The 19,086-nt window shown below is 73.3% G+C and carries 15 protein-coding genes; 7 read left to right on the top strand and 8 right to left on the bottom strand.

Annotation, left to right across the window (positions count from 1 at the left end; all coding sequences use genetic code 11):
- Positions 1-67: 67 nt before the first annotated feature.
- Together rpmA and rplU are read right to left on the bottom strand one after the other, a co-directional pair.
- Complete coding sequence (gene rpmA, locus ACIPN7_RS19770; RefSeq protein ID WP_036961235.1) at positions 68-325, bottom strand: 50S ribosomal protein L27; 258 nt, start codon at positions 323-325, stop codon at positions 68-70.
- Positions 326-413: 88 nt separating this feature from the next.
- Positions 414-722: a 50S ribosomal protein L21 gene (rplU, locus tag ACIPN7_RS19765; protein ID WP_377228594.1), complete on the bottom strand. Its 309-nt coding sequence runs from the start codon at positions 720-722 to the stop codon at positions 414-416.
- Positions 723-1,100: 378 nt separating this feature from the next.
- On the opposite strand from rplU, the gene ACIPN7_RS19760 reads away from it, so the two are divergent.
- Entirely contained in the window at positions 1,101-1,691 is a 591-nt protein-coding gene (locus tag ACIPN7_RS19760; protein WP_400546041.1) for a protein-L-isoaspartate O-methyltransferase, read from the top strand.
- Positions 1,692-1,869: 178 nt separating this feature from the next.
- A complete protein-coding gene (locus ACIPN7_RS19755; protein WP_400546038.1) occupies positions 1,870-2,979 on the top strand; it encodes a fatty acid desaturase family protein in 1,110 nt (369 codons plus the stop codon).
- Positions 2,980-2,997: 18 nt separating this feature from the next.
- On the opposite strand, the gene ACIPN7_RS19750 is transcribed toward ACIPN7_RS19755, so the two are convergent.
- Positions 2,998-3,603, bottom strand: coding sequence for a thymidine kinase (locus ACIPN7_RS19750; protein WP_400546035.1), 606 nt, complete (start codon positions 3,601-3,603; stop codon positions 2,998-3,000).
- A gap of 35 nt (positions 3,604-3,638) precedes the next feature.
- On the opposite strand from ACIPN7_RS19750, the gene ACIPN7_RS19745 reads away from it, so the two are divergent.
- A complete protein-coding gene (locus ACIPN7_RS19745) occupies positions 3,639-4,301 on the top strand; it encodes an alpha/beta fold hydrolase (protein ID WP_400546032.1) in 663 nt (220 codons plus the stop codon).
- Here the strand turns inward: ACIPN7_RS19745 and ACIPN7_RS19740 are convergent.
- The 3 genes from ACIPN7_RS19740 to ACIPN7_RS19730 all read right to left on the bottom strand — a co-directional run bounded on the left by ACIPN7_RS19740 (position 4,274) and on the right by ACIPN7_RS19730 (position 10,282).
- Complete coding sequence (locus ACIPN7_RS19740; RefSeq protein ID WP_400546029.1) at positions 4,274-4,948, bottom strand: GNAT family N-acetyltransferase; 675 nt, start codon at positions 4,946-4,948, stop codon at positions 4,274-4,276. The two genes, ACIPN7_RS19745 and ACIPN7_RS19740, sit on opposite strands and share 28 nt — an antisense overlap.
- Positions 4,949-5,077: 129 nt before the next feature.
- A complete protein-coding gene (locus ACIPN7_RS19735) occupies positions 5,078-6,256 on the bottom strand; it encodes an acyltransferase family protein (protein ID WP_400546026.1) in 1,179 nt (392 codons plus the stop codon).
- 168 nt (positions 6,257-6,424) lie between these two features.
- The gene (locus ACIPN7_RS19730) at positions 6,425-10,282 is read right to left on the bottom strand and encodes an Rne/Rng family ribonuclease (protein ID WP_400546023.1); all 3,858 of its coding nucleotides are present in this window, start codon (positions 10,280-10,282) and stop codon (positions 6,425-6,427) included.
- Positions 10,283-10,731: 449 nt separating this feature from the next.
- Between ACIPN7_RS19730 and ACIPN7_RS19725 the strand changes: the two genes are divergently transcribed.
- From ACIPN7_RS19725 to cydC, 4 genes are read left to right on the top strand one after another with little or no spacing between them, the layout of a single operon-like run.
- Positions 10,732-12,228, top strand: coding sequence for a cytochrome ubiquinol oxidase subunit I (locus ACIPN7_RS19725; RefSeq protein ID WP_400546020.1), 1,497 nt, complete (start codon positions 10,732-10,734; stop codon positions 12,226-12,228).
- Positions 12,229-12,278: 50 nt separating this feature from the next.
- Positions 12,279-13,328: a cytochrome d ubiquinol oxidase subunit II gene (cydB, locus tag ACIPN7_RS19720; protein ID WP_400546017.1), complete on the top strand. Its 1,050-nt coding sequence runs from the start codon at positions 12,279-12,281 to the stop codon at positions 13,326-13,328.
- Between the two features lie 34 nt (positions 13,329-13,362).
- Positions 13,363-15,405, top strand: a complete 2,043-nt coding sequence (gene cydD / locus ACIPN7_RS19715) for a thiol reductant ABC exporter subunit CydD (protein ID WP_400546014.1) — start codon at positions 13,363-13,365, stop codon at positions 15,403-15,405.
- Positions 15,402-17,222 (top strand): thiol reductant ABC exporter subunit CydC, encoded by a 1,821-nt coding sequence (gene cydC, locus ACIPN7_RS19710; protein ID WP_400546011.1) that lies wholly within the window; start codon positions 15,402-15,404, stop codon positions 17,220-17,222. The genes cydD and cydC overlap by 4 nt, the downstream gene beginning before the upstream one ends.
- A 31-nt stretch (positions 17,223-17,253) precedes the next feature.
- Here cydC and ACIPN7_RS19705 read toward each other — a convergent pair whose 3' ends face one another.
- Together ACIPN7_RS19705 and ACIPN7_RS19700 are read right to left on the bottom strand one after the other, a co-directional pair.
- Complete coding sequence (locus tag ACIPN7_RS19705) at positions 17,254-18,363, bottom strand: sensor histidine kinase (RefSeq protein ID WP_400546008.1); 1,110 nt, start codon at positions 18,361-18,363, stop codon at positions 17,254-17,256.
- A complete protein-coding gene (locus ACIPN7_RS19700) occupies positions 18,356-19,042 on the bottom strand; it encodes a response regulator transcription factor (protein ID WP_400546005.1) in 687 nt (228 codons plus the stop codon). The genes ACIPN7_RS19705 and ACIPN7_RS19700 overlap by 8 nt, the downstream gene beginning before the upstream one ends.
- Between the last annotated feature and the right edge of the window lie 44 nt (positions 19,043-19,086).

Genomic DNA, 19,086 nt, shown 5'->3' with positions numbered 1-19,086 from the left:
GGGCCGCTCATGAAAAGACGTGAGGGGGCGCACCGTCACCGGTGCGCCCCCTCACGCGAAAGCCGAGTCAGACCTCGGCGGCGACGATGTCGATGACCTTGCGGCCACGACGGGTGCCGAACTGCACGGCGCCGGCGTCGAGGGCGAACAGGGTGTCGTCCTTGCCGCGGCCGACGTTCACGCCGGGGTGGAAGTGGGTGCCGCGCTGGCGGACGATGATCTCGCCGGCCTTGACGACCTGGCCACCGAAGCGCTTCACGCCGAGGCGCTGGGCGTTGGAGTCACGACCGTTGCGCGAGGAGCTCGCGCCCTTCTTGTGTGCCATCTGGCTGACCTGTCTTTCGGGACGAAGGAGGAAGAAGAAGTATCTGGCTCGCGCGGGCTCGCTCGTCAGAGGAGGCCCGCAGCGGAAGTCACTTGATGCCGGTGACCTTGAGGCGGGTCAGCGACTGGCGGTGGCCCTGGCGCTTCCGGTAACCGGTCTTGTTCTTGTACTTGAGGATCGTGATCTTGGGACCCTTCTCGTCCCGCACGACCTCAGCGGTGACCTTGACCTTCGCCAGCTTCTTCGCGTCGGTGGTCACCTTCTCCCCGTCCACGAGCAGGAGGGCCGGGAGCTCGACGGTCTCACCGGCGCTCGCCTGGACACGGTCCATGACGACGATGGTCCCGACAGACACCTTCTCCTGGCGGCCACCGGCCTTGACGATCGCGTAAACCACGTTCAACTCATCTCTCTAGTCTTGGCGTGCGCGCACGACGGAGATCATCGGCTTTGCTGTGACTCGCTCCGCCGCGGCGGTCGAGTGCGATGCGCCATGGGCACGCAGGACGGGTGCGCAGACAGCACACCGAAGCACAAGGTTACGCGATGCCCTCAGCGGGTTCAAACCGGCGGAGGCGTGGCCTTGCCCACGCCCGGCCCGCATCGAGCCTTCGTCAAGCCCCCGGCGTCATTCGAAGCCGCTGAGGCCGATGGCCAAGGCCTCTCCTGGTGGACGCGGTCGGGACGGGGCGCAGCCCATGGGCAGGCCGGCCCGGAACAGAGCACGTGGCGGGCAGGATCCGCGTGTGTCTACCCTGGGCTCAGGTGATACCTGATGGTTTCCGAGCCGGCAGACGACCACGACGACATCGCACGGGCGATGCGCGCCATACCCCGTCGCGACTTCCTGCCCCGGTCCCAGCGGCCGTTGGCCGGCCAGGACCAGCCGCTGCCGATCGGGCGCGGCCAGACCTCCTCCCAGCCCACGACGGTGGCCGCCATGCTGCGCCTGCTGCGGGTCCCGCTGGGGGCACGGGTGCTCGACGTCGGCGCGGGCTCCGGCTGGAGCACGGCCCTCCTGGCCTACCTGACGGGGCCGCAGGGCTTCGTGCTCGGCGTCGAGCGCGACAGCCGCCTCGCCGAATGGGGTGCCGCCAACGTCGGACGCACCGGGATGGGCTGGGCGGAGCTCGTGCACTCGGCACCCGGCGTGCTCGGCCATCCCCAGCAGGGCGGCTGGGACCGCATCCTCGTGTCCGCGTCCGCCGCCGCGCTGCCGCGCACCCTGGTGGAGCAGGTGGGCATCGGCGGCCGGATGGTCATCCCCGTCCGGACCACGCTGCTGCTGATCGAGCGCCTGCCCGACGGGCGCACCCGGGCGACCGACCACGGCGGATACCGCTTCGTCCCCCTGATCGAGGACTGACGACCGCGCCCGAAATGTCTGGCGAAGGTAAACATATTGCCTTCAACTCTCCGCGAGGCGTCCACAACTGCCCCTGGGACGCCAACCTACGGTCCCGTAGGCTCGAGAGCATCTGCACGACGGGCGGCACCGTCCAACTCCCCGGCTGGGAAGTCGAACCCGAGCATGTGAGGACCACATGGCCCAAGCTGCCCCCGCCGTCCGCGACGGTTTTCGCCCGACCAAGCCCCGTGATCCCGACGCCGAGCCCGTGACCAGCACGTACTCGTCGCTGGCCCGCACGGTGCGCGACGCCGGGCTGCTGGGCCGGGCTCACCACTACTACGCCTGGGTCCTCGCCGCGCTCACGGTCGCGCTCGGCGGGATCGTCACCGGGTTCGTGCTCCTGGGCGACTCGTGGTTTCAGCTCCTGATGGCCGGAGCGCTCGGCCTCGTCCTGACCCAGTTCGCCTTCGTGGCCCACGAGGCCTCGCACCGGCAGGTCTTCGAGTCCGGCCCCCGCAACGACCGCGCGGGGCGGCTGCTGGCCAACGTCGTCGTCGGCATCAGCTACTCGTGGTGGATGACCAAGCACACCCGGCACCACGCCAACCCGAACAAGATGGGCAAGGACCCGGACATCGAGAACGACACCATCGCGTTCACGGAGGAGGGCGTGCGCCAGAACCGCGGGCTGGTCCGTCTGATCAACCGGTACCAGGGCTGGCTGTTCTTCCCGCTGCTCACGCTCGAGGGCCTGAACCTGCACCTCATCTCGTTCCGCTCGCTGCTCAAGGGCAGCCCCGAGACCCTGCGCTCCCGCGTCCGCGAGCTCGTCACCATCACGATCCGTCTCGGCGTCTACGTCGCGATCCTGTTCTGGGCGCTGCCGCCCGGCATGGCCTTCGCGTTCCTCGGCGTGCAGCTGGCCGTGTTCGGCGTCTACATGGGCGCGTCGTTCGCCCCGAACCACAAGGGCATGGCGATCATCCCCGCCGACAGCCGCATCGACTTCCTGTCCAAGCAGGTGCTCACCTCGCGGAACATCCGCGGCGGACGGTTCATGAACATCCTCATGGGCGGGCTCAACTTCCAGATCGAGCACCACCTCTTCCCGAGCATGCCGCGCCCGCACCTCATCCGGACCGCCGAGATCGTCCGGGAGCACTGCGCGACCCTCGGCATCCCCTACACCGAGACCAGCCTGGCGCAGTCGTACGTGATCGTCGTCAACTACCTCAACAAGGTGGGGCTCGCCGCACGGGACCCCTTCGACTGCCCGCAGTACACGCTGATGCGCAAGGTCTGACGGCGGCGCGAGCGCCCGTCACGGCACGACGGCGGCGTGCCTCCGGCAGCGGGCCTCGTACGACTCCGACCCACCCACGTGCGCCGCGACCGGCACGAGCGCGTCGTCCGGCTGGGCGGAGCCGGTGTGCGACGCGGTCGACGTGCCGGACAGCCGGACATGGAAGGCGGCGTCCGCCCCGCAGACCGAGCACACCGCCGTGAGCTTCTCCACGGACTCGGCCAGCGCCATGAGCTCGGGCAGCGGCGCGAAGGGCTGCCCGTCGAAGGTGACGGACAGCCCGGCGACGACCACCACGAGCCCGCGGTCCGCCAGGCCGGAGACGACGGGCACCAGGCCGGCGCCGAAGAACTGGGCCTCGTCGACGGCGACGAGCTCGGTGCCGGGACCGAGCAGGCCGGGGATCTCCCCGGCGTCCGACACCGTGTGCGACGGCACGCCCTGGCCGGAGTGCGACGTCACCCGGCCGACGCCGCGCCGGTCGTCCAGCGCGTGGCTCACCACCACCACGTCGCGCCGCGCGATCCGGGCGCGACGCACCCGGCGGAGCAGCTCCTCGGACTTGCCCGCGAACATCGGGCCGGCGATGACCTCGAGGCGCCCGGCGCCCAGACCGTCTTTCATAGGCGCCAGTCAAGCATTCGGTTACGTTCTTCGGCATGGCCACCGACGTCGACACCGTGCTGTTCCTCCCAGGGCTGGGCGCCGGCAAGGACCCGTGGGCCGCCCAGCTGGGCGCCCTGCCCGCCGGGCTGACCGGGCTGGCGCCCGAGATCCCGGGCCTCGACCGAGCCGCCACGCCCGGTGCGTTCACGCTGGCCGACGCCGCCCGCGAGCTGTGCGACCTGCTCGACGAGCGGGGCATCGAGCGGGCGCACGTCTGCGGCCTGTCGCTCGGCGCGATGACCGCCACGCGGCTCGCGCTCGATTTCCCCGACCGCGTGGCGTCGCTCGTCCTGTCGGGCAGCCAGGTGCGACCGCACCCCGCTCTGATGCTGATCCAGCGCGGAGTCGTCCGGATGCTGCCGGAGCGCACCGCCGCCGGCATGGACATGACCAAGGCGCAGTGGCTCGGCGCCCTCCGGGTCGTCGCGGACGCGGACTTCCGGGCCGGGCTGCCGAGCATCCAGGCGCCGACGCTCGTCCTGTGCGGCAGTCGCGACGTCGCCAACATCCCGGCGGCACGCGAGCTGGCCGCCGGGATCCCGGGCGCCGAGCTGCGGATCGTCCCGCGCGCGGGCCACCCCTGGAACGTCCAGTTCCCCGCTCTCTTCTCGCGGACGATCGCGGAGTTCTACGAGCGGCTGTCGCGGGACGACTGACGTCGCCCCGGGTCGCGCCACTCGTCCCGCAGCACGCCCATCACCACAGAGTCGTACCGCACGCCGTCGACCACCCGGGCCTGCCGGAACCGCGCCTCCTCCGCAAAGCCCAGCGCCTTGCCCACGCCGAGCATCGCGGCGTTGCCCGACCACGTGGCGAAGTCGAGCCGCACCCAGGGCGTGCTCTCGAACAGGAACGACGTCCACAGGGCCAGCGCCGTGCGCCCGATCCCCCGGCCGCGCACCGTCGGGTCGTACACGGTGACCCCCATGCGTGCCCACTCCGTCTCGCGGGACTCCCAGTACCAGGCGACCGTCCCCACGAGCGCACCGCCGACGTCGACCACGAGCCTGCCGGGCGGCAGAAGCTCGCCGCCGGCGAAGGGGTCCTCGACGACGGGCGGTGTGTCCGACGGCGGCGCCTCGCCAGCCGGCCGTTCCAGCCCGCTGCTCCGGGCCAGCGCCGCGACGAGCGCATCAGCCTGCTCCTCTGCCGGGACCGGGTAGTAGGGGCCGTCCCAGCGGTGCCACTCGTGCTCGGGACGCAACCATCCGCGGAATGCGTCAAGGTCGGGGACGGTCCAGCCACGCAGGGTCACGGCCGTCCCGGCGAGGGTCACCCCACGGGCGTAGGTCTTGGCTGTCACGCCCTCGATCCTCCCCGGGCGGCGCTTACCGGCGGAAGTCCTTTTCGACCCTGCGATCAGGCCCGCGTCCCCGAGCGGAACGCGGGCCTGATCGCTTGATCGAGACGGACCTCGCACCACGACCCGCGGCTACAGGACGCGCGCCACGCCCGGGATACGGCGCAGCAGGTAGGCGACGCCCCAGCACAGCGGCACCGACACGACCAGCAGGATCAGGAACTTCACGCCCGCCGGCGCCACGAGCGGTGCGAACAGCATCGCCACGCCCACCAGCACCAGCGGGTGGATCACGTACACCGCGAACGAGTGCTGCGCGGCGAACCGGGCCCACGCCGGCCGGCCCGAGAACCGCTCCCGGAACAGCACCAGCAGGCCCACGACCGCGCCGATCGCGACGACGTTCTCGATGAGGCTCTGGCCGAGCAGCGCGAGGATACCGGCGTCCGGCGCCGAGGCGAGGGCCGAGACACCGAGGGCCGGCCCCACCCCGACGAGCGCCACGATCAGAGCGCCCCGGCCCTGCCGCACCGTGAGCGACGTCAGCCAGCCGCGGCGCGCGGCGAGCACCCCGGCCACGAAGAGGAGCACGTACTGCGGCAGGTAGGCCGGTGTCGGAAGGCCGACGCCCACCCAGTACGTACCCAGCGGCACCGCGAGCCGCCAGAGGGCGGTCACGACGGTCAGGACCGCGACGAACCCGGCGATCGCGCGGAAGGTCAGGGGATGCGCGACCAGGGCCGAACCAGTGTCCGTGGCACCGTCGGCCGCGGTCACGGCCCCCGTCACGGCACCAGACAGCGCGGCGGGGCGTGCGGCCGACCGTGCGCGCAGGGCGCGGAACGCCGCGTAGGCAAGGGACATCCCCAGCAGCACCTCGACGAACCACATCGGGCCGGGGTCACCCACGCTGAACCAGAACTGCAGGAACGACTCACCCTGGTCGCGGCGCTCGGGCCAGCTCGGCAGGGAGAGCACCGGCCGCGCGAGCAGCCAGAACGCGACCAGCGGGACGCCGAGCCGGACGAGCCGGTCACGGGCGAACGCGCCCGGCCCCTTGCGGTCCACCGAACCTGGCACGAACAGGCCGGAGAGCAGGAAGAAGAAGCCCATGAACCAGAACTGGTTCGCGACCACGAACACCATGAGCGCGAGGCCGGACAGGCTCTCGCTGGGCTCCGTCCAGTACCAGATCGGGAGCGCGCCGTAGGTCAGCGCGCAGTGGTGGGCCAGGACCAGCACGGTCAGCAGGATCCGCAGGTTGTCGACGTACCCCAGCCGGGTGGTCGGCCTCGCGGCGATCGTTGTCATCTCGGTCTCCGTCGTCTCGGCCACGCTTCGTTGGTTCATTACTCGACTAATGAACCACAGAACATGCGCGGCGCGCAACAAAAAACGAGGGCCGCCACCTCGCGGTGGCGACCCTCGTCCGGATCAGGTCAGCGGCCCAGCAGCCGCGCCCAGAATCCCTTCCTCTGCTCAGGCGACCTCGTCGCCAGCTCCTTTGGGCGGTTCCGGCTGCCCAGTGCCGGAGCCCCCCTCCGGCGCGCCGCTCGCCGACGTCGCGGCGTCAGCCGGCGAGTCCGCGGAGGCGGAGGTGTCAGCGGTGGCCGGCGAACCGGCGGAGGCGGACGGTGCGGGGCTCGACGTACCCGACCCGGCGGGCAGCTGGATCTCGTCCAGCGTGGCGGGCCCGTCCTCCGTCGCGTCCTTCGTCTCGTGCGCGTGCTGCGCCGCGGCGGCGATCGTGGCGAGCGTGGCCTTCACGGCCTCGCGCGCCTCGGACCGCTCCTCGGGCAGGCTGGCGACCGGCGCCGTCTGCTCCGGCGCGGGGGCCGTCTTCTCCTTGACCTCCTTGCCGCGCTTGCGGCGCGACCGCGCGGCGCGCGGGCTCTCCTCGACCGCGGCGGAACCGGGGCCGACGCCGGAACCCGGCTTCTCGATCGGCTCCTCGTGCACGATGAAGCCGCGGCCCTTGCAGTGCTCGCAGGTCTCGGAGAACGCCTCGACCAGACCCTGGCCCACGCGCTTGCGCGTCATCTGGACCAGGCCCAGCGAGGTCACCTCCGCCACCTGGTGCTTGGTGCGGTCCCGGCCGAGGCACTCGACGAGGCGACGCAGCACGAGGTCGCGGTTGGACTCCAGCACCATGTCGATGAAGTCGATGACGATGATGCCGCCGATGTCGCGCAGGCGGAGCTGCCGCACGATCTCCTCGGCCGCCTCGAGGTTGTTCCGCGTGACGGTCTCCTCGAGCGTGCCGCCCGCACCGGTGAACTTGCCGGTGTTGACGTCCACGACGGTCATGGCCTCGGTGCGGTCGATGACCAGCGAGCCGCCCGAGGGCAGCCAGACCTTGCGGTCCATGCCCTTGGCGAGCTGCTCGTCCACGCGGTGCACGGTGAACACGTCGGTGTTCTCGACCCACTTGGACACGCGCTCGCGCAGGTCCGGGGCCAGCTCCTCGACGTAGTGAGCGATCTCGTCCCACGCGCCCTCGCCCTGCACCACCAGCGACGAGAAGTCGTCGTTGAAGATGTCGCGGACCACGCGGATCGCCATGTCCGGCTCGCCCTGCAGCAGGGCCGGGGCGGACGCCTTCTTGGACTTGGCCTGGATGGCGTCCCACTGGCCCTGCAGGCGCTCGACGTCGGCGCGCAGCTCGTCCTCGCTCGCCCCCTCGGCGGCGGTGCGCACGATGACGCCCGCGCCGTCGGGCACGACCTCGCGGAGGATCTTCTTGAGGCGCGACCGCTCGGTGTCGGGCAGCTTGCGGCTGATACCGGTCATGCCGCCGCCGGGCACGAACACGAGGTACCGGCCGGCGAGCGTGACCTGGCTCGTGAGCCGGGCGCCCTTGTGGCCGATCGGGTCCTTGGTGACCTGCACCAGGACGGAGTCGCCCGACTTGAGCGCCTGCTCGATGCGGCGCGGCTGGCCCTCCAGGCCCGCCGCGTCCCAGTTGACCTCGCCCGCGTACAGCACGGCGTTGCGGCCCTTGCCGACGTCGACGAACGCGGCCTCCATGGACGGCAGCACGTTCTGCACGCGGCCCAGGTACACGTTGCCGGCCATCGACGCCTGCGACTGCTGCGAGACGTAGTGCTCCACGAGCACGCCGTCCTCCAGCACCGCGATCTGCGTGCGACCGTCCTTCTCGCGCACGATCATCGACCGCTGCACCGACTCGCGGCGGGCCAGGAACTCGGCCTCGGTGATGATCTGGCGACGCCGGCCGTGGTCGCGGCCCTCGCGACGACGCTGACGCTTCGCCTCGAGACGGGTCGAGCCCTTGAGCGCCGTGACCTCGTCGCTGCGGCTCGTGCGGGCGGCCGCGGCCTCGGCCCGCTCGCCGCGGGTGCCCCGGCGACGCCGACGCCGACGACGGCTGCCGCCCTCGCCCTCGCCGTCGTCACCCTCGGCGGCGTCCTGGCCGGCGTCCTCGGCGTCGCCGTCCTCGTCCGCGGACGACTGCGCGTCCTCCTCGGACTCCTCGTCCTGGTCCTCGTCCGCCGAGTCGTCCATGTCGTCCGAACGCGTGCGGCCACCACGGCGGCCTCGGCCACCCCGGCGACGACGACGGCGCGACGGGCGCACCTCCTCGTCGTCGTACTCCTCGAAGTCCGCCGGGGCGAGCTCCTCGAGCTCGACGCCCTCGGCGACCAGCTCCTCCTCGATGGCGCCGACCTCGTCGACCGCCGCCGCGTCGTCCTCGCTCAGCTCAGCGACGATGAACTGCGGGACGGCGGGGGCGGCGGCCTCCGGGGCGGACGTCTCGACCGGGGCGTCGACCGTGGTCTCGGCGTCGGGCTGCGTGCTCTCCTGCGCGATGTCCGGGGTGCCGGCCTGGGGCGCGGGCTCGGCCGCAGGCGGCGCGGCCGGCTCGCCCGTACGGCGCACGGCCCGGCGCGAACCGGACCTGCGGGTCCGGGGCTCCGGCGCGGTCTCGGACGGTGCCTGCGCGGGCGCGTCGGCGACGGGCGCCTCGGCAGCAGGGGTCACGGGCGCCTCGGTCCGGGGCGCACGGCGCTCGGGCGCGGCCTGCTCGGGCGCGGCCTGCTCGGGCGCGGCCTGCTCGGGCGCGGGCTCGACCGGGCGGGCGACCGGACGCGCGAACGTCGGCGTCAGGTCCTGCGGACGCGGCGGCCCGGCGGGTGCCTGCGCACGGCGCGACCGGCGCGCCGACGAGTCGTCCGGCGCCTGGAACAGCAGCGCCGTGGTGGCCAGCCGCGGCACGCGCGTGCCGGCCGTGGTCGCGGCGGGCGACGTCGCGGGCTGCGCGGGCGCCTCGGGCTGCTCGAACGCCGGCCGGCGACCGCCGCGGCGCGTGCGAGACCGCGTGTCGGGCTCGGCCGGGGCCTCGGCGGCGGGCGCTTCGGCAAGGGGCGTCTCGGCGGCGGGCGTCTCGACGGCAGCCGGCTCGACCGGGGCGGCCTCCGCCGGCGTCTGCTCGACGGCCTGCTCCGCCGAGGCGGGCTTGCGGCGCGACCGGCTGCGCTTGGGCGCCGCCTCGGCTGCGGGCTCCGCGACGGCCTCGGCGGACGGCTCGGCCGTGGCGGCCTCCGCGGTCGGCTCGGCCTTCCTGCGGGTCCGGCGCTTCGGGGCTGCCTGCTCCGCGGCGGGCTCGGTGGACAGGCCACCGGGCAGCACGATGTCGTCGAGGCTCACGACCCCGCGGGCCGGCGCCTCGGCGGCGGCAGCCTCGGGAGCCGCGGCGGGCTCCGGCAGGTCGAGGTCGAGCGGGGCGGCCTGCTCGGCGGCCACCTCGGGCTCGGCGGGCACCTCGGGCTCGGCAGGAGCCTCGGGCTCCGCGGGAACCTCGGGCTCGGCTGCGACGACGGCCTCAGGCTCGGCGCCGGACTCGGCAACGGGAGCCGCGTCCGTGGTGATCTCCGTCTCGGCGGGCGCGATCTCCTCGGCCACGACGGGCTCGGCGGCGGCCGGCTGCGCCGCCGTCGGCTCCTCGACGGGCGCGGGAGCGGCAGGCGCCTCGACCGCGGTGGGCGTGGAGACGCCACGCGTGGCGCGACGGCGCGGGCGCTTGGTGGTGGGCTCACCGGCCGCGGGAGCCGCGGAGGTCGCGACCGCCGCGGTGCCGCCCGTGGTCACGGGCTGGCTCTCCGCCGGGGCGGCGGGGGCGTCGGACGGGCCGACGACGATGGGCTCGACGTTCGTCGCCGTCGAGACGACGGACCGCGTGGCCCGACGACGCGGGCGCTTGGCGGGCGCAGCGTCCGCCGGAGCCTCCCCACCAGTGGTGACCTGGGCGGTCGCCCCAGGTGCGTCGTGATCATCCTGTGACCCGATGGTCGAACCGGTGGTGCTGGAAGGCGTCACGTGAGGTGCTCCTGTAGCCGGCGTCCGCTCCACACCATGCGGACCGCCAGGCGGTCGGTCGTCCGGTGGATGCGCCGCGGCGAAGCGACACATCTGGACGGAAGTCTCGGCTGCGGCCCTGTTCCTGCGATCTTCGCGGACGCCTGCGGCCACGTTCTGTCGTGACTGCGGCACCGCGTGCGGATCGCGGGCAGTGATGGACTCTGCAGTCCACGCAGGGATGTGGCCTGCGCGGGTTCGACCAGTATCGCACAGGAGACCATGCACGCACCGCCCGCATCTGAGCCTTGGGCAACAAGGAGCCAAACTGCGCTCCAAGTGCGTGTACAGTGCCTTGTGAAGACATTCACAAGCGACGATTCGCCCTGCGGCGACGCGCGGACCTGGCAGATCAGGCCTAGCGTCCCAAGGGAAGAGCCGTTTCTAGAGACACACCTCAGGAGCCCGGAGTGGAAGCTCTCGACCTGGCACGCTGGCAGTTCGGCATCACCACCGTCTATCACTTCATCTTCGTCCCGCTCACGATCGGGCTGGCGCCGCTGGTCGCGATCATGCAGACCGCCTGGGTCCGGACGGGGAACGAGCGGTGGCTGAGGCTGACCAAGTTCTTCGGCAAGCTCTTCCTGATCAACTTCGCGCTCGGCGTCGTGACCGGGATCGTGCAGGAGTTCCAGTTCGGCATGAACTGGAGCGAGTACTCCCGGTTCGTCGGCGACGTGTTCGGCGCGCCGCTGGCCATGGAGGCCCTCGCCGCGTTCTTCGTGGAGTCGACGTTCCTCGGCCTGTGGATCTTCGGCTGGGACCGCCTGAACAAGAAGGTGCACCTGGCCTGCATCTGGGCCGTGGCCATCGCGGTGAACCTGTCGGCCTTCTTCATCCTGGCCGCCAACTCGTGGATGCAGCACCCCGTCGGCGCCCGGTTCAACCCCGAGACCGGCCGCGCCGAGATGGAGTCCATCTGGGCGATCCTCGCGAACAACACGCTCTGGGCGGCCTTCCCGCACGCGGTGTCGGCCGCGTTCCTGACGGCCGGGACGTTCGTGGCCGGCATCGCCGCGTGGTGGATGGTGCGCCTGGCCCGGACCAAGCAGCCCGAGTCCGTGGAGCTCGCCCGGAATGTGTACCGCCCCGCCGTGATCCTCGGGACGGTGGTCATGCTGGTGGCCGGCGTCGGCGTGGCGCTGACGGGCGACGCCCAGGGCAAGCTGATGTTCGAGCAGCAGCCCGGGAAGATGGCGTCCGCCGAGGCGCTGTGCGAGGGCGAGGAAGCGGCGAACTTCTCGATCCTCACCATCGGCGACCTGTCGAACTCCTGCGAGGGCGTGCGGCACATCCTGGAGGTCCCCGGCCTGGCCAGCTACCTCGGCACCGGGCACTTCTCCGGCCCGGAGAGCTTCCTGCCCGGCGTCAACGACGTGCAGCAGGACTACTCCGAGCGGTACGGCGAGACCGACGACGCCGGCAACGACATCTCGTACACGCCGAACCTCGCCGTCACCTACTGGAGCTTCCGGCTCATGATCGGGTTCGCGGCCGGCTCGGTGCTGCTCGCCCTGGCCGCCCTCTGGTTCACGCGCGGCGGCCGGGTCAGCGACAACAAGTGGCTCGCCCGCATCGGCCTCATAGCGATCCCCACACCGTTCCTCGCCTCGTCGTTCGGCTGGATCTTCACCGAGATGGGCCGCCAGCCCTGGGTGGTGGCGCCGAACCCCACCGGCATCGACCAGATCCGCCTGCTCACGATGCGTGGCGTCTCGGAGGTGGTGAGCCCGGGCATGGTGCTCACCTCGATGATCGTGTTCACCCTGGTCTACGGCGTGCTGGCCGTGATCTGGTTCCGCCTCATCCACCGGTACACGGTCGAGGGCGTGCCCACGACCGTCCGCGACGAGTCGCCCGAGGCCGCGTCGGACGACTCCGACCGCCCCCTCTCCTTCGCCTACTGACCCGTGCCCGTACCCGCAAGACCTGACCTGACTCAGACAAGGAAGTGACCGTGGACCTCGCAATCGTGTGGTTCTTCATCATCGCGATCCTGTGGACCGGGTACCTCGTGCTCGAGGGGTTCGACTTCGGCGTCGGGATGCTGATGTCCCTGCTCCCCCGCGGCAGCGCGGCACACCGGGAGAAGGAACGGCGGGTCCTGCTGAACACCATCGGACCCGTCTGGGACGGGAACGAGGTGTGGCTGATCACGGCGGGCGGCGCCACCTTCGCGGCGTTCCCCGAGTGGTACGCCACCCTGTTCTCCGGGTTCTACCTGCCGCTGCTGCTGATCCTGGTGGCGCTGATCGTGCGCGGCGTCGCCATCGAGTACCGCGGCAAGATCGCCGACGCCGTCTGGGCGCGCCGCTGCGACCTCGCGATCCAGGTGGGCTCCTGGGTGCCCGCCGTGCTCTGGGGCGTGGCGTTCGCCAACCTGGTGCGTGGCGTCCAGCTCGACGAGGCGCACCAGTACGTGGGCGGCTTCTGGGCCCTGATCAACCCGTTCTCGCTGCTCGGCGGGGCCACGACGCTCGTGCTGTTCCTGCTGCACGGGTCCGTGTTCGTGGCGCTCAAGACCGACGGCGACATCCGGGCGCGGGCCCGCCGGTTCGCCGGCGTGCTGTCCCTGGCCGCCGTGCTGGTGGCCGGCGGGTGGGCGGTGTGGGCGCAGGTCGCGTTCTCCGTGACCTGGACCTGGGCGGTCGTCGTGGTCGCCGCGCTGGGCCTGGTCGGCGTCGCACTGACCAACCGGTTCGGACGCGAGGGCTGGGCCTTCGGCCTGTCGGCCGTGACGATCGTCGCTGCCGCCGTGCTGATCTTCGGTTCCATGTACCCCGACGTCATGCCCGGCCTGGACGGCGGGAACTCCCTGACCATCGCCGAGGCGTCGTCGACCCCGTACACCCTGACCATCATGACCTGGGTGGCCGCGTTCCTCACGCCCCTGGTGATCCTGTACCAGGGCTGGACCTACTGGGTCTTCCGGCGCCGGCTCACGGTGGACCACATCCCCGCGCCGGCGGGCCTGACCTGGAAGAAGATCAAGGAGTCGGCGTTCTGAGCCGGACCGGGACCAGGTACGGGAACATCACGTCATGAAGCCCCTCGACCCCCGCCTGCTGCGCCAGGTGCACGCGGCCCGCTGGTACGTGGCGCTCACGGTCGGGCTCGGCGTGGCCTCCGCCGGGCTGATCGTGGCGCAGGCGCTCCTCATCGCCGCGATCCTGACGCCGGTGATACGCGGGGACGGCGTGGCCGGGCCGGAGCTGGTGCGGTCCTTCGCGTGGCTCGCGTTCGTCGTCGCCGGGCGCGCCGCCGTCGCCTGGGCGCAGGAGCGGTACGCGCTGCGCGCGGCCGCCCGCACCATCGCCGAGCTGCGGCGCGCCGTGGTCGAGGCGTGGGCTCAGCGCGGGCCCCGGGCAAACCGGCCGACGGCGGACGGCGGTGCCGACACCGGCGGGAACGGCCCTGCGGCGACGTCGGGCAGCGGGAGCGGAGCGAGCCCCGAGGCCGAGGTCGCGACCCTCGCGACGCGCGGCCTGGACGCGCTGGAGCCGTACCTCGTGCGGTACGTGCCGCAGCTCGTGCTGACGGCGCTGGTCACCCCCGCCCTCGTGTGCGTGGTGTTCGGCCTGGACTGGGTCTCGGCCGTCATCGCGATCGTGACCCTGCCGCTCGTGCCCGTGTTCATGGTGCTCGTGGGGCGGCTGACGGCGGGGACCTCCGAGCGCCGCCTCGCCACCGTGGAGCGGCTCGGCGCCCAGGTGCTCGACCTGGTCGCCGGGCTCCCGACCCTGCGCGCCTTCGGCCGGTCGTTCGGGCCGGGTGAACGGGTGCGCGCGCTGGGCGACGCCTCGCGCAGGGCCACGATGGGCACGCTGCGGATCGCGTTCCTGTCCTCGATGGTGCTGGAGCTGCTCACCACGCTGTCCGTGGCGATCATCGCCGTGGGCGTGGGGCTGCGGCTCGTCGAGGGCGCCATGCTGCTGCAGCCGGCGTTGGCGGTGCTGGTGCTGGCTCCGGAGATCTATCTGCCGCTGCGGCGCGTGGGGGCTGAGTTCCATGCGTCGGTGGACGGGGTGGCGGCTGTGGATCGGGCGTTTGCTCTGATTGGCTCGGGCGGCTTGGGTCCGGTCCGGTCGGAGGGCGAGGACGTCCCTGCGCCGCCTCGCTCACGCTCGCTCGTTCCTCGCTCCCTCCGCTACGGCTTGACGGCGGCGCAGGGACGTCCTCGCCCTCCGACCTCGGCTGGTGGCTCGCCTTCCGGGGTGGGTGGCGGAGGGTTGGGCCAGGTGGGTGGGAGCGGCGCCTTGGTTCGTGGGGGCCGTGGTGCGGTGGGCGGCGTGCGGGGCGTGGTGTTGGAGGGGGTCGGGGTGCGGGCTTCCGGGCGGGGGGTGGTTGCTCCCTCCGGGTTGTCGGCGCGGATACCGGTCGGGGACGGGGGCGGTTTGGTCGTCGCGCTGCGGGGGCCCAGCGGGGCCGGGAAGTCGACCGCCGTGCTCACGATCCTCGGGCTGCTCAGGCCGGATGCCGGGCGGGTGGGTCTGGTCACCGGCAACGGCGCGTTCCTCGACCTGGCCGACGCGTCCGCCGACGAGCTCGCGGGCTGGTGGGGCGGGCTCACCTGGGTGCCGCAGCGGCCCGCACTGCCGCCGGGGCGGTTGCGCGACGTCGTCCTGGAGGGCGCCACGGCGCTCGACGGTGTCGCGGACGCGGACGGCGGCCGGGCTCTTGCCGGGGCGGCGCGGCTGACCGGGCTGGACGCCGTCGTCGGCACGCTGCCCGACGGGTGGGACACGCGCGTCGGGCTCGGCGGGGTGGGGCTGTCCGTGGGGCAGCGCCAGCGTGTCGCGCTCACGTCCGCCCTGCTCGACGACGCCGCTGCCCGGCCGCTGGTGATCCTCGACGAGCCGACCGCGCACCTCGACGCGCGCGGTGAGCAGGCCGTGCTCGACACCGTCCGGGCCTGGCGCGACGCCGGGCGGACCGTGCTCGTCGTCGCGCACCGGGCGTCGCTGCTCGCCCTCGCGGACCAGGTGATCGACGTCCGCTCGGCGGCGGACCCGGCCGGGCCGGCGGGGCCGGCGAAGCACACGACCGGGCCGGCGTCCGGCCTCGCGAGCCGGGAGGCACGATGACCACTTCCCTGACCCAGGACCGGGCCCACCCGGCCGCGCCCGGCCCGGGCGCTGATCCGCTGCGGCGCATCCTGCCGCTGCTGGAGGTCCGGCCCGCCAAGGTCGCGGCGGCGATCGGGCTGGGCGTGCTGGCCCTGGCCTGCGCGATCGGGCTCGCGGCCGTCGCCGCCTGGCTGGTCGCCCGGGCGTCGCAGATGCCGCCGGTGCTCACGCTCTCCGTGGCGGTCGTGTCGGTGCGGGCCTTCGGCATCGGGCGCGGCGTGCTGCGCTACTGCGAGCGCCTCGCCTCGCACGACGTCGCCCTGCGGGGCATGGCCGCCCTGCGCGCCAACCTGTACGAGCGGCTCGCCGCCGACGACCGGCCGGTCACCGTGCGACGCGGCGAGCTCCTGGCGCGGATCGGGCAGGACGTCGACGACGTCGGCGACGTCGTGGTGCGCGCCATGGTGCCCGCCGGCGTCGCGGTGGTGACGTCGCTCGGTTCCGTGATCCTGCTGGGTGTGCTGCTGCCGGCCGCGGGCGTGGCGCTGGCGTTCTGCCTGGTGCTGGCGGGAGTCGTGACGCCGTGGCTCGCGGCGCGCGCCGCGGCCCGGACCGAGGCGCGGGGCGCGGCGGCCCGCGGCGAGGTGACGGCGCTGACCCTGGAGCTCCTGGAGGAATCCGCGCCGCTGCGGGTCGCGGGGCGGTTCGACGCGCGGCTGGCCGACCTGGACGCCGCGGACGCGCGCCTGTCCGCCGTGGCCGACGACGGCGCCCGCACCTCCGGGCGCGCCGCCGCGCTGGGGGCGCTGGCCCAGGGCCTCGCGGTGCTCGCGTCGCTGGCGTTCGGGATCCCGGCGGCGCTGGCGGGGACGCTGTCGCCCGAGGCGCTGACGGTGATCGTGCTGACGCCGCTCGCCGTGTTCGAGGCGACCGCCGGCCTGCCCGCCGCGGCGGTCCAGCTGCACCGGTCGCGCGAGGCGGCACGGCGGCTGCTGGCGCTGCTGCCCCCGGACGCCGCCCACATGTCAGACGTGCGGGTCACCCGGGTGACCCGTACGTCTGACACGTCGGGAGCTGCGGACGGCGGGGGTGCCGAGGGTGGCGCGCTGCTCGTGCTGGACGACGTCGCCGCGGGCTGGCCCGGCGCCGACGGCCGGCCGGTCGTGGCGGTCGAGGGGGTGTCCCTCACGCTGGGGCCGGGCTCGGTCGTGGCGCTGGCGGGGCCGTCCGGCGTGGGCAAGACGACGCTGCTGATGACGGCGGCCGGGCTGATCCCGCCGGTGACCGGCGGGGTGACCGGCTCCGACGCGCTGTTCGTCGCCGAGGACGGGCACGTGTTCGACACCACCGTGCTGGAGAACCTGCGGGTCGCGCGCGGCGACGTCACGCACGACGAGGCCCGCGCCGCGCTGGACGCCGTCGGGCTGGGCGACTGGCTCGCCGCGCTCCCGGCGGGCCTGGACACCGTGGTGGGCACGGACGCGGCCGCGGTGTCGGGCGGCGAGCGCCGTCGGCTGCTGGTGGCCCGCGCGCTGCTGGCACCGGCCCGGGTGCTGCTCGTGGACGAGCCCGCCGAGCACCTCGACGGGGCGACCGCCGACGCGCTCGTGGACGCCGTCGCGGCGCACGCCCGCGCGACCGGCCGGGCGGTGCTGCTGGCGACCCACCGGCTCACGCCGCTGGCCGTCGCGGACGAGGTGCTGCTCCTGGCGGACGGACCGGCGGACGGGACGGCCGGCCCTGGCTCCCCCGCGACGGTCGCGGCCCGCGGGCGGCACGTGGACCTGCTCGCCGCCGAAGCGGGCTACGCCTGGTCGGCGGCCCAGGAGGTCTGACGGCATCGACGCCGAGCGGCGCGCGGCCAGGTCAGCCGGCGGGCAGGCGGACCGTGGCGCGGAGGCCGCCGCCGGCCCGGGGTTCGAGGGCGAGGGTCCCGTCGTGCGCCTCGGTGATGCTCCGGACGATGGCCAGGCCCAGGCCGACGCCCGCGTGGTCGCCGTCGGCCCGCCGGGCACGTGCTCGCTCGGTGCCGCGCTGGAACGGCTCGGCGAGCGTGGCCACCAGGCCCGCGGTGAGCCGCTCGCCCGTGTTCTCGACCGTGAGCGTCACCCCCTCGGGTGCCGCCCCGGTGCGGACCAGCACCGTTCCGGCGGCGCCGTCCGGCAGGTTGTGGACGATCGCGTTGTGCACCAGGTTCGTCGTGAGCTGGAGCAGGAGGGTCGGCGAACCGATCGTGGGGGCGACGTCGCCCGAGGTCTCGATCGTGACGCCGCGGCGTCCCGCGAACGGCAGGAGCGTCTCGGTGGCCTCCTCCGCCAGGAGGGACAGGTCGATGCGTTCCGGGGTGAAGGACCGCTGGTCGGCGCGGCTGAGCACGAGCAGGGCCTCGGTGAGGTCGATCGCCCGGGAGTTGACGGCGTGCAGCCGCTCGACGAGGTCGCCGGTGTCGCCGTCCGGGTTGCGGCGGGCCACGTCGAGGAAGGTCTGGGTGATGGCCAGCGGGGTGCGCAGCTCGTGGGAGGCGTTGGCGGCGAACCGCCGCTGCTCCGCCACGTGCGACTCCAGCCGGGCGAGCATGGCGTCGAAGGAGTCGGCGAGCTCGCGGAACTCGTCGCGGCGGCCGGGCAGGCGGATCCGGTGCGCGAGCGACCCGCCCGAGGCGCGGCGGGTGGCGTCGGTGATCTGCGCCAGCGGGGCGAGCATGCGGCCCGCGAGGAACCAGCCGCCCACCAGGCCGAACACCAGCAGGAACGCCATCACCAGCATGGCGGCCGGCAGGAACACCCGCGGTCCCCACCCGCCGATGAAGACCCCGGGGTTGAGGAGCTCGCGCAGGGAGTCGATCCCGTCCGCGGGCGAGTACCGCAGCAGGAACACCCACACGACGCCGAGCACGAGGGTGCCGGCCAGCATGAGGAACCCCGTGTAGCTCAGCGTGAGCTTGAGGCGGACGCTCAGGCCGGGCGCCCTATCCACGGCCGGCTTCCGCGGGCGCCGGCACGTCGATCCGGTAGCCCACGCCCGGTACGGTGGCGATCACCCAGGGTTCGCCGAGCCGTTTGCGCAGCGCCGAGACGGTGATGCGCACGGCGTTGGTGAAGGGGTCGGCGTTCTCGTCCCACGCCCGCTCCAGCAGGTCCTCGGCGCTGACGATGCCGCCGTCGGCGGCCACGAGCACCTCCAGTACGGCGAACTGCTTGCGCGTGAGCGGCACGTAGCGGCCGTCGCGGTAGACCTCGCGGCGGAACGGGTCGAGCCGCAGCCCCGCGATCTCCCGCACGGGCGGGCAGTGGTGGGCCCGACGCCGGTCGAGCGCCCGGAGCCGGAGCACGAGCTCCCGCAGCTCGAAGGGTTTGGTGAGGTAGTCGTCGGCGCCGAGCTCGAACCCGGAGGCCTTGTCGTCGAGCCGGTCGGCGGCGGTGAGCATCAGGATCGGCATGCCGCTGCCGGACGTGACCACGGTCCGGGCGATCTCGTCCCCCGAGGGTCCGGGGATGTCGCGGTCGAGCACCGCGATGTCGTAGGCGTTGACGCTCAGCAGCTCCAGCGCCGTGTGGCCGTCGCCGGCGACGTCGGCGGCGATCGCCTCCAGACGCAGGCCCGCGCGGATGCCCTCCGCCATCTCGGGTTCGTCCTCGACGATCAGCACACGCATGCCCTCGATGCTACGGACCGGCGGTATATCGCGGGCGTATCAAA

Origin of the sequence: Promicromonospora sp. NPDC090134, assembly GCF_044746965.1 — a bacterium.
Taxonomy (GTDB): Bacteria; Actinomycetota; Actinomycetes; order Actinomycetales; family Cellulomonadaceae; genus Promicromonospora.
This window is presented reverse-complemented; position numbering and strand designations above follow the sequence as displayed.

Bases quoted from the DNA above. Each gene is read 5' to 3' on its own strand.
- rpmA (WP_036961235.1), bottom strand. From the start codon at position 325: ATGGCACACAAGAAGGGCGCGAGCTCCTCGCGCAACGGTCGTGACTCC.
- ACIPN7_RS19760 (WP_400546041.1), top strand. From the start codon at position 1,101: ATGGTTTCCGAGCCGGCAGACGACCACGACGACATCGCACGGGCGATG.
- ACIPN7_RS19755 (WP_400546038.1), top strand. From the start codon at position 1,870: ATGGCCCAAGCTGCCCCCGCCGTCCGCGACGGTTTTCGCCCGACCAAG.
- ACIPN7_RS19750 (WP_400546035.1), bottom strand. From the start codon at position 3,603: ATGAAAGACGGTCTGGGCGCCGGGCGCCTCGAGGTCATCGCCGGCCCG.
- ACIPN7_RS19745 (WP_400546032.1), top strand. From the start codon at position 3,639: ATGGCCACCGACGTCGACACCGTGCTGTTCCTCCCAGGGCTGGGCGCC.
- ACIPN7_RS19735 (WP_400546026.1), bottom strand. From the start codon at position 6,256: ATGACAACGATCGCCGCGAGGCCGACCACCCGGCTGGGGTACGTCGAC.
- cydD (WP_400546014.1), top strand. From the start codon at position 13,363: ATGAAGCCCCTCGACCCCCGCCTGCTGCGCCAGGTGCACGCGGCCCGC.
- cydC (WP_400546011.1), top strand. From the start codon at position 15,402: ATGACCACTTCCCTGACCCAGGACCGGGCCCACCCGGCCGCGCCCGGC.
- ACIPN7_RS19700 (WP_400546005.1), bottom strand. From the start codon at position 19,042: ATGCGTGTGCTGATCGTCGAGGACGAACCCGAGATGGCGGAGGGCATC.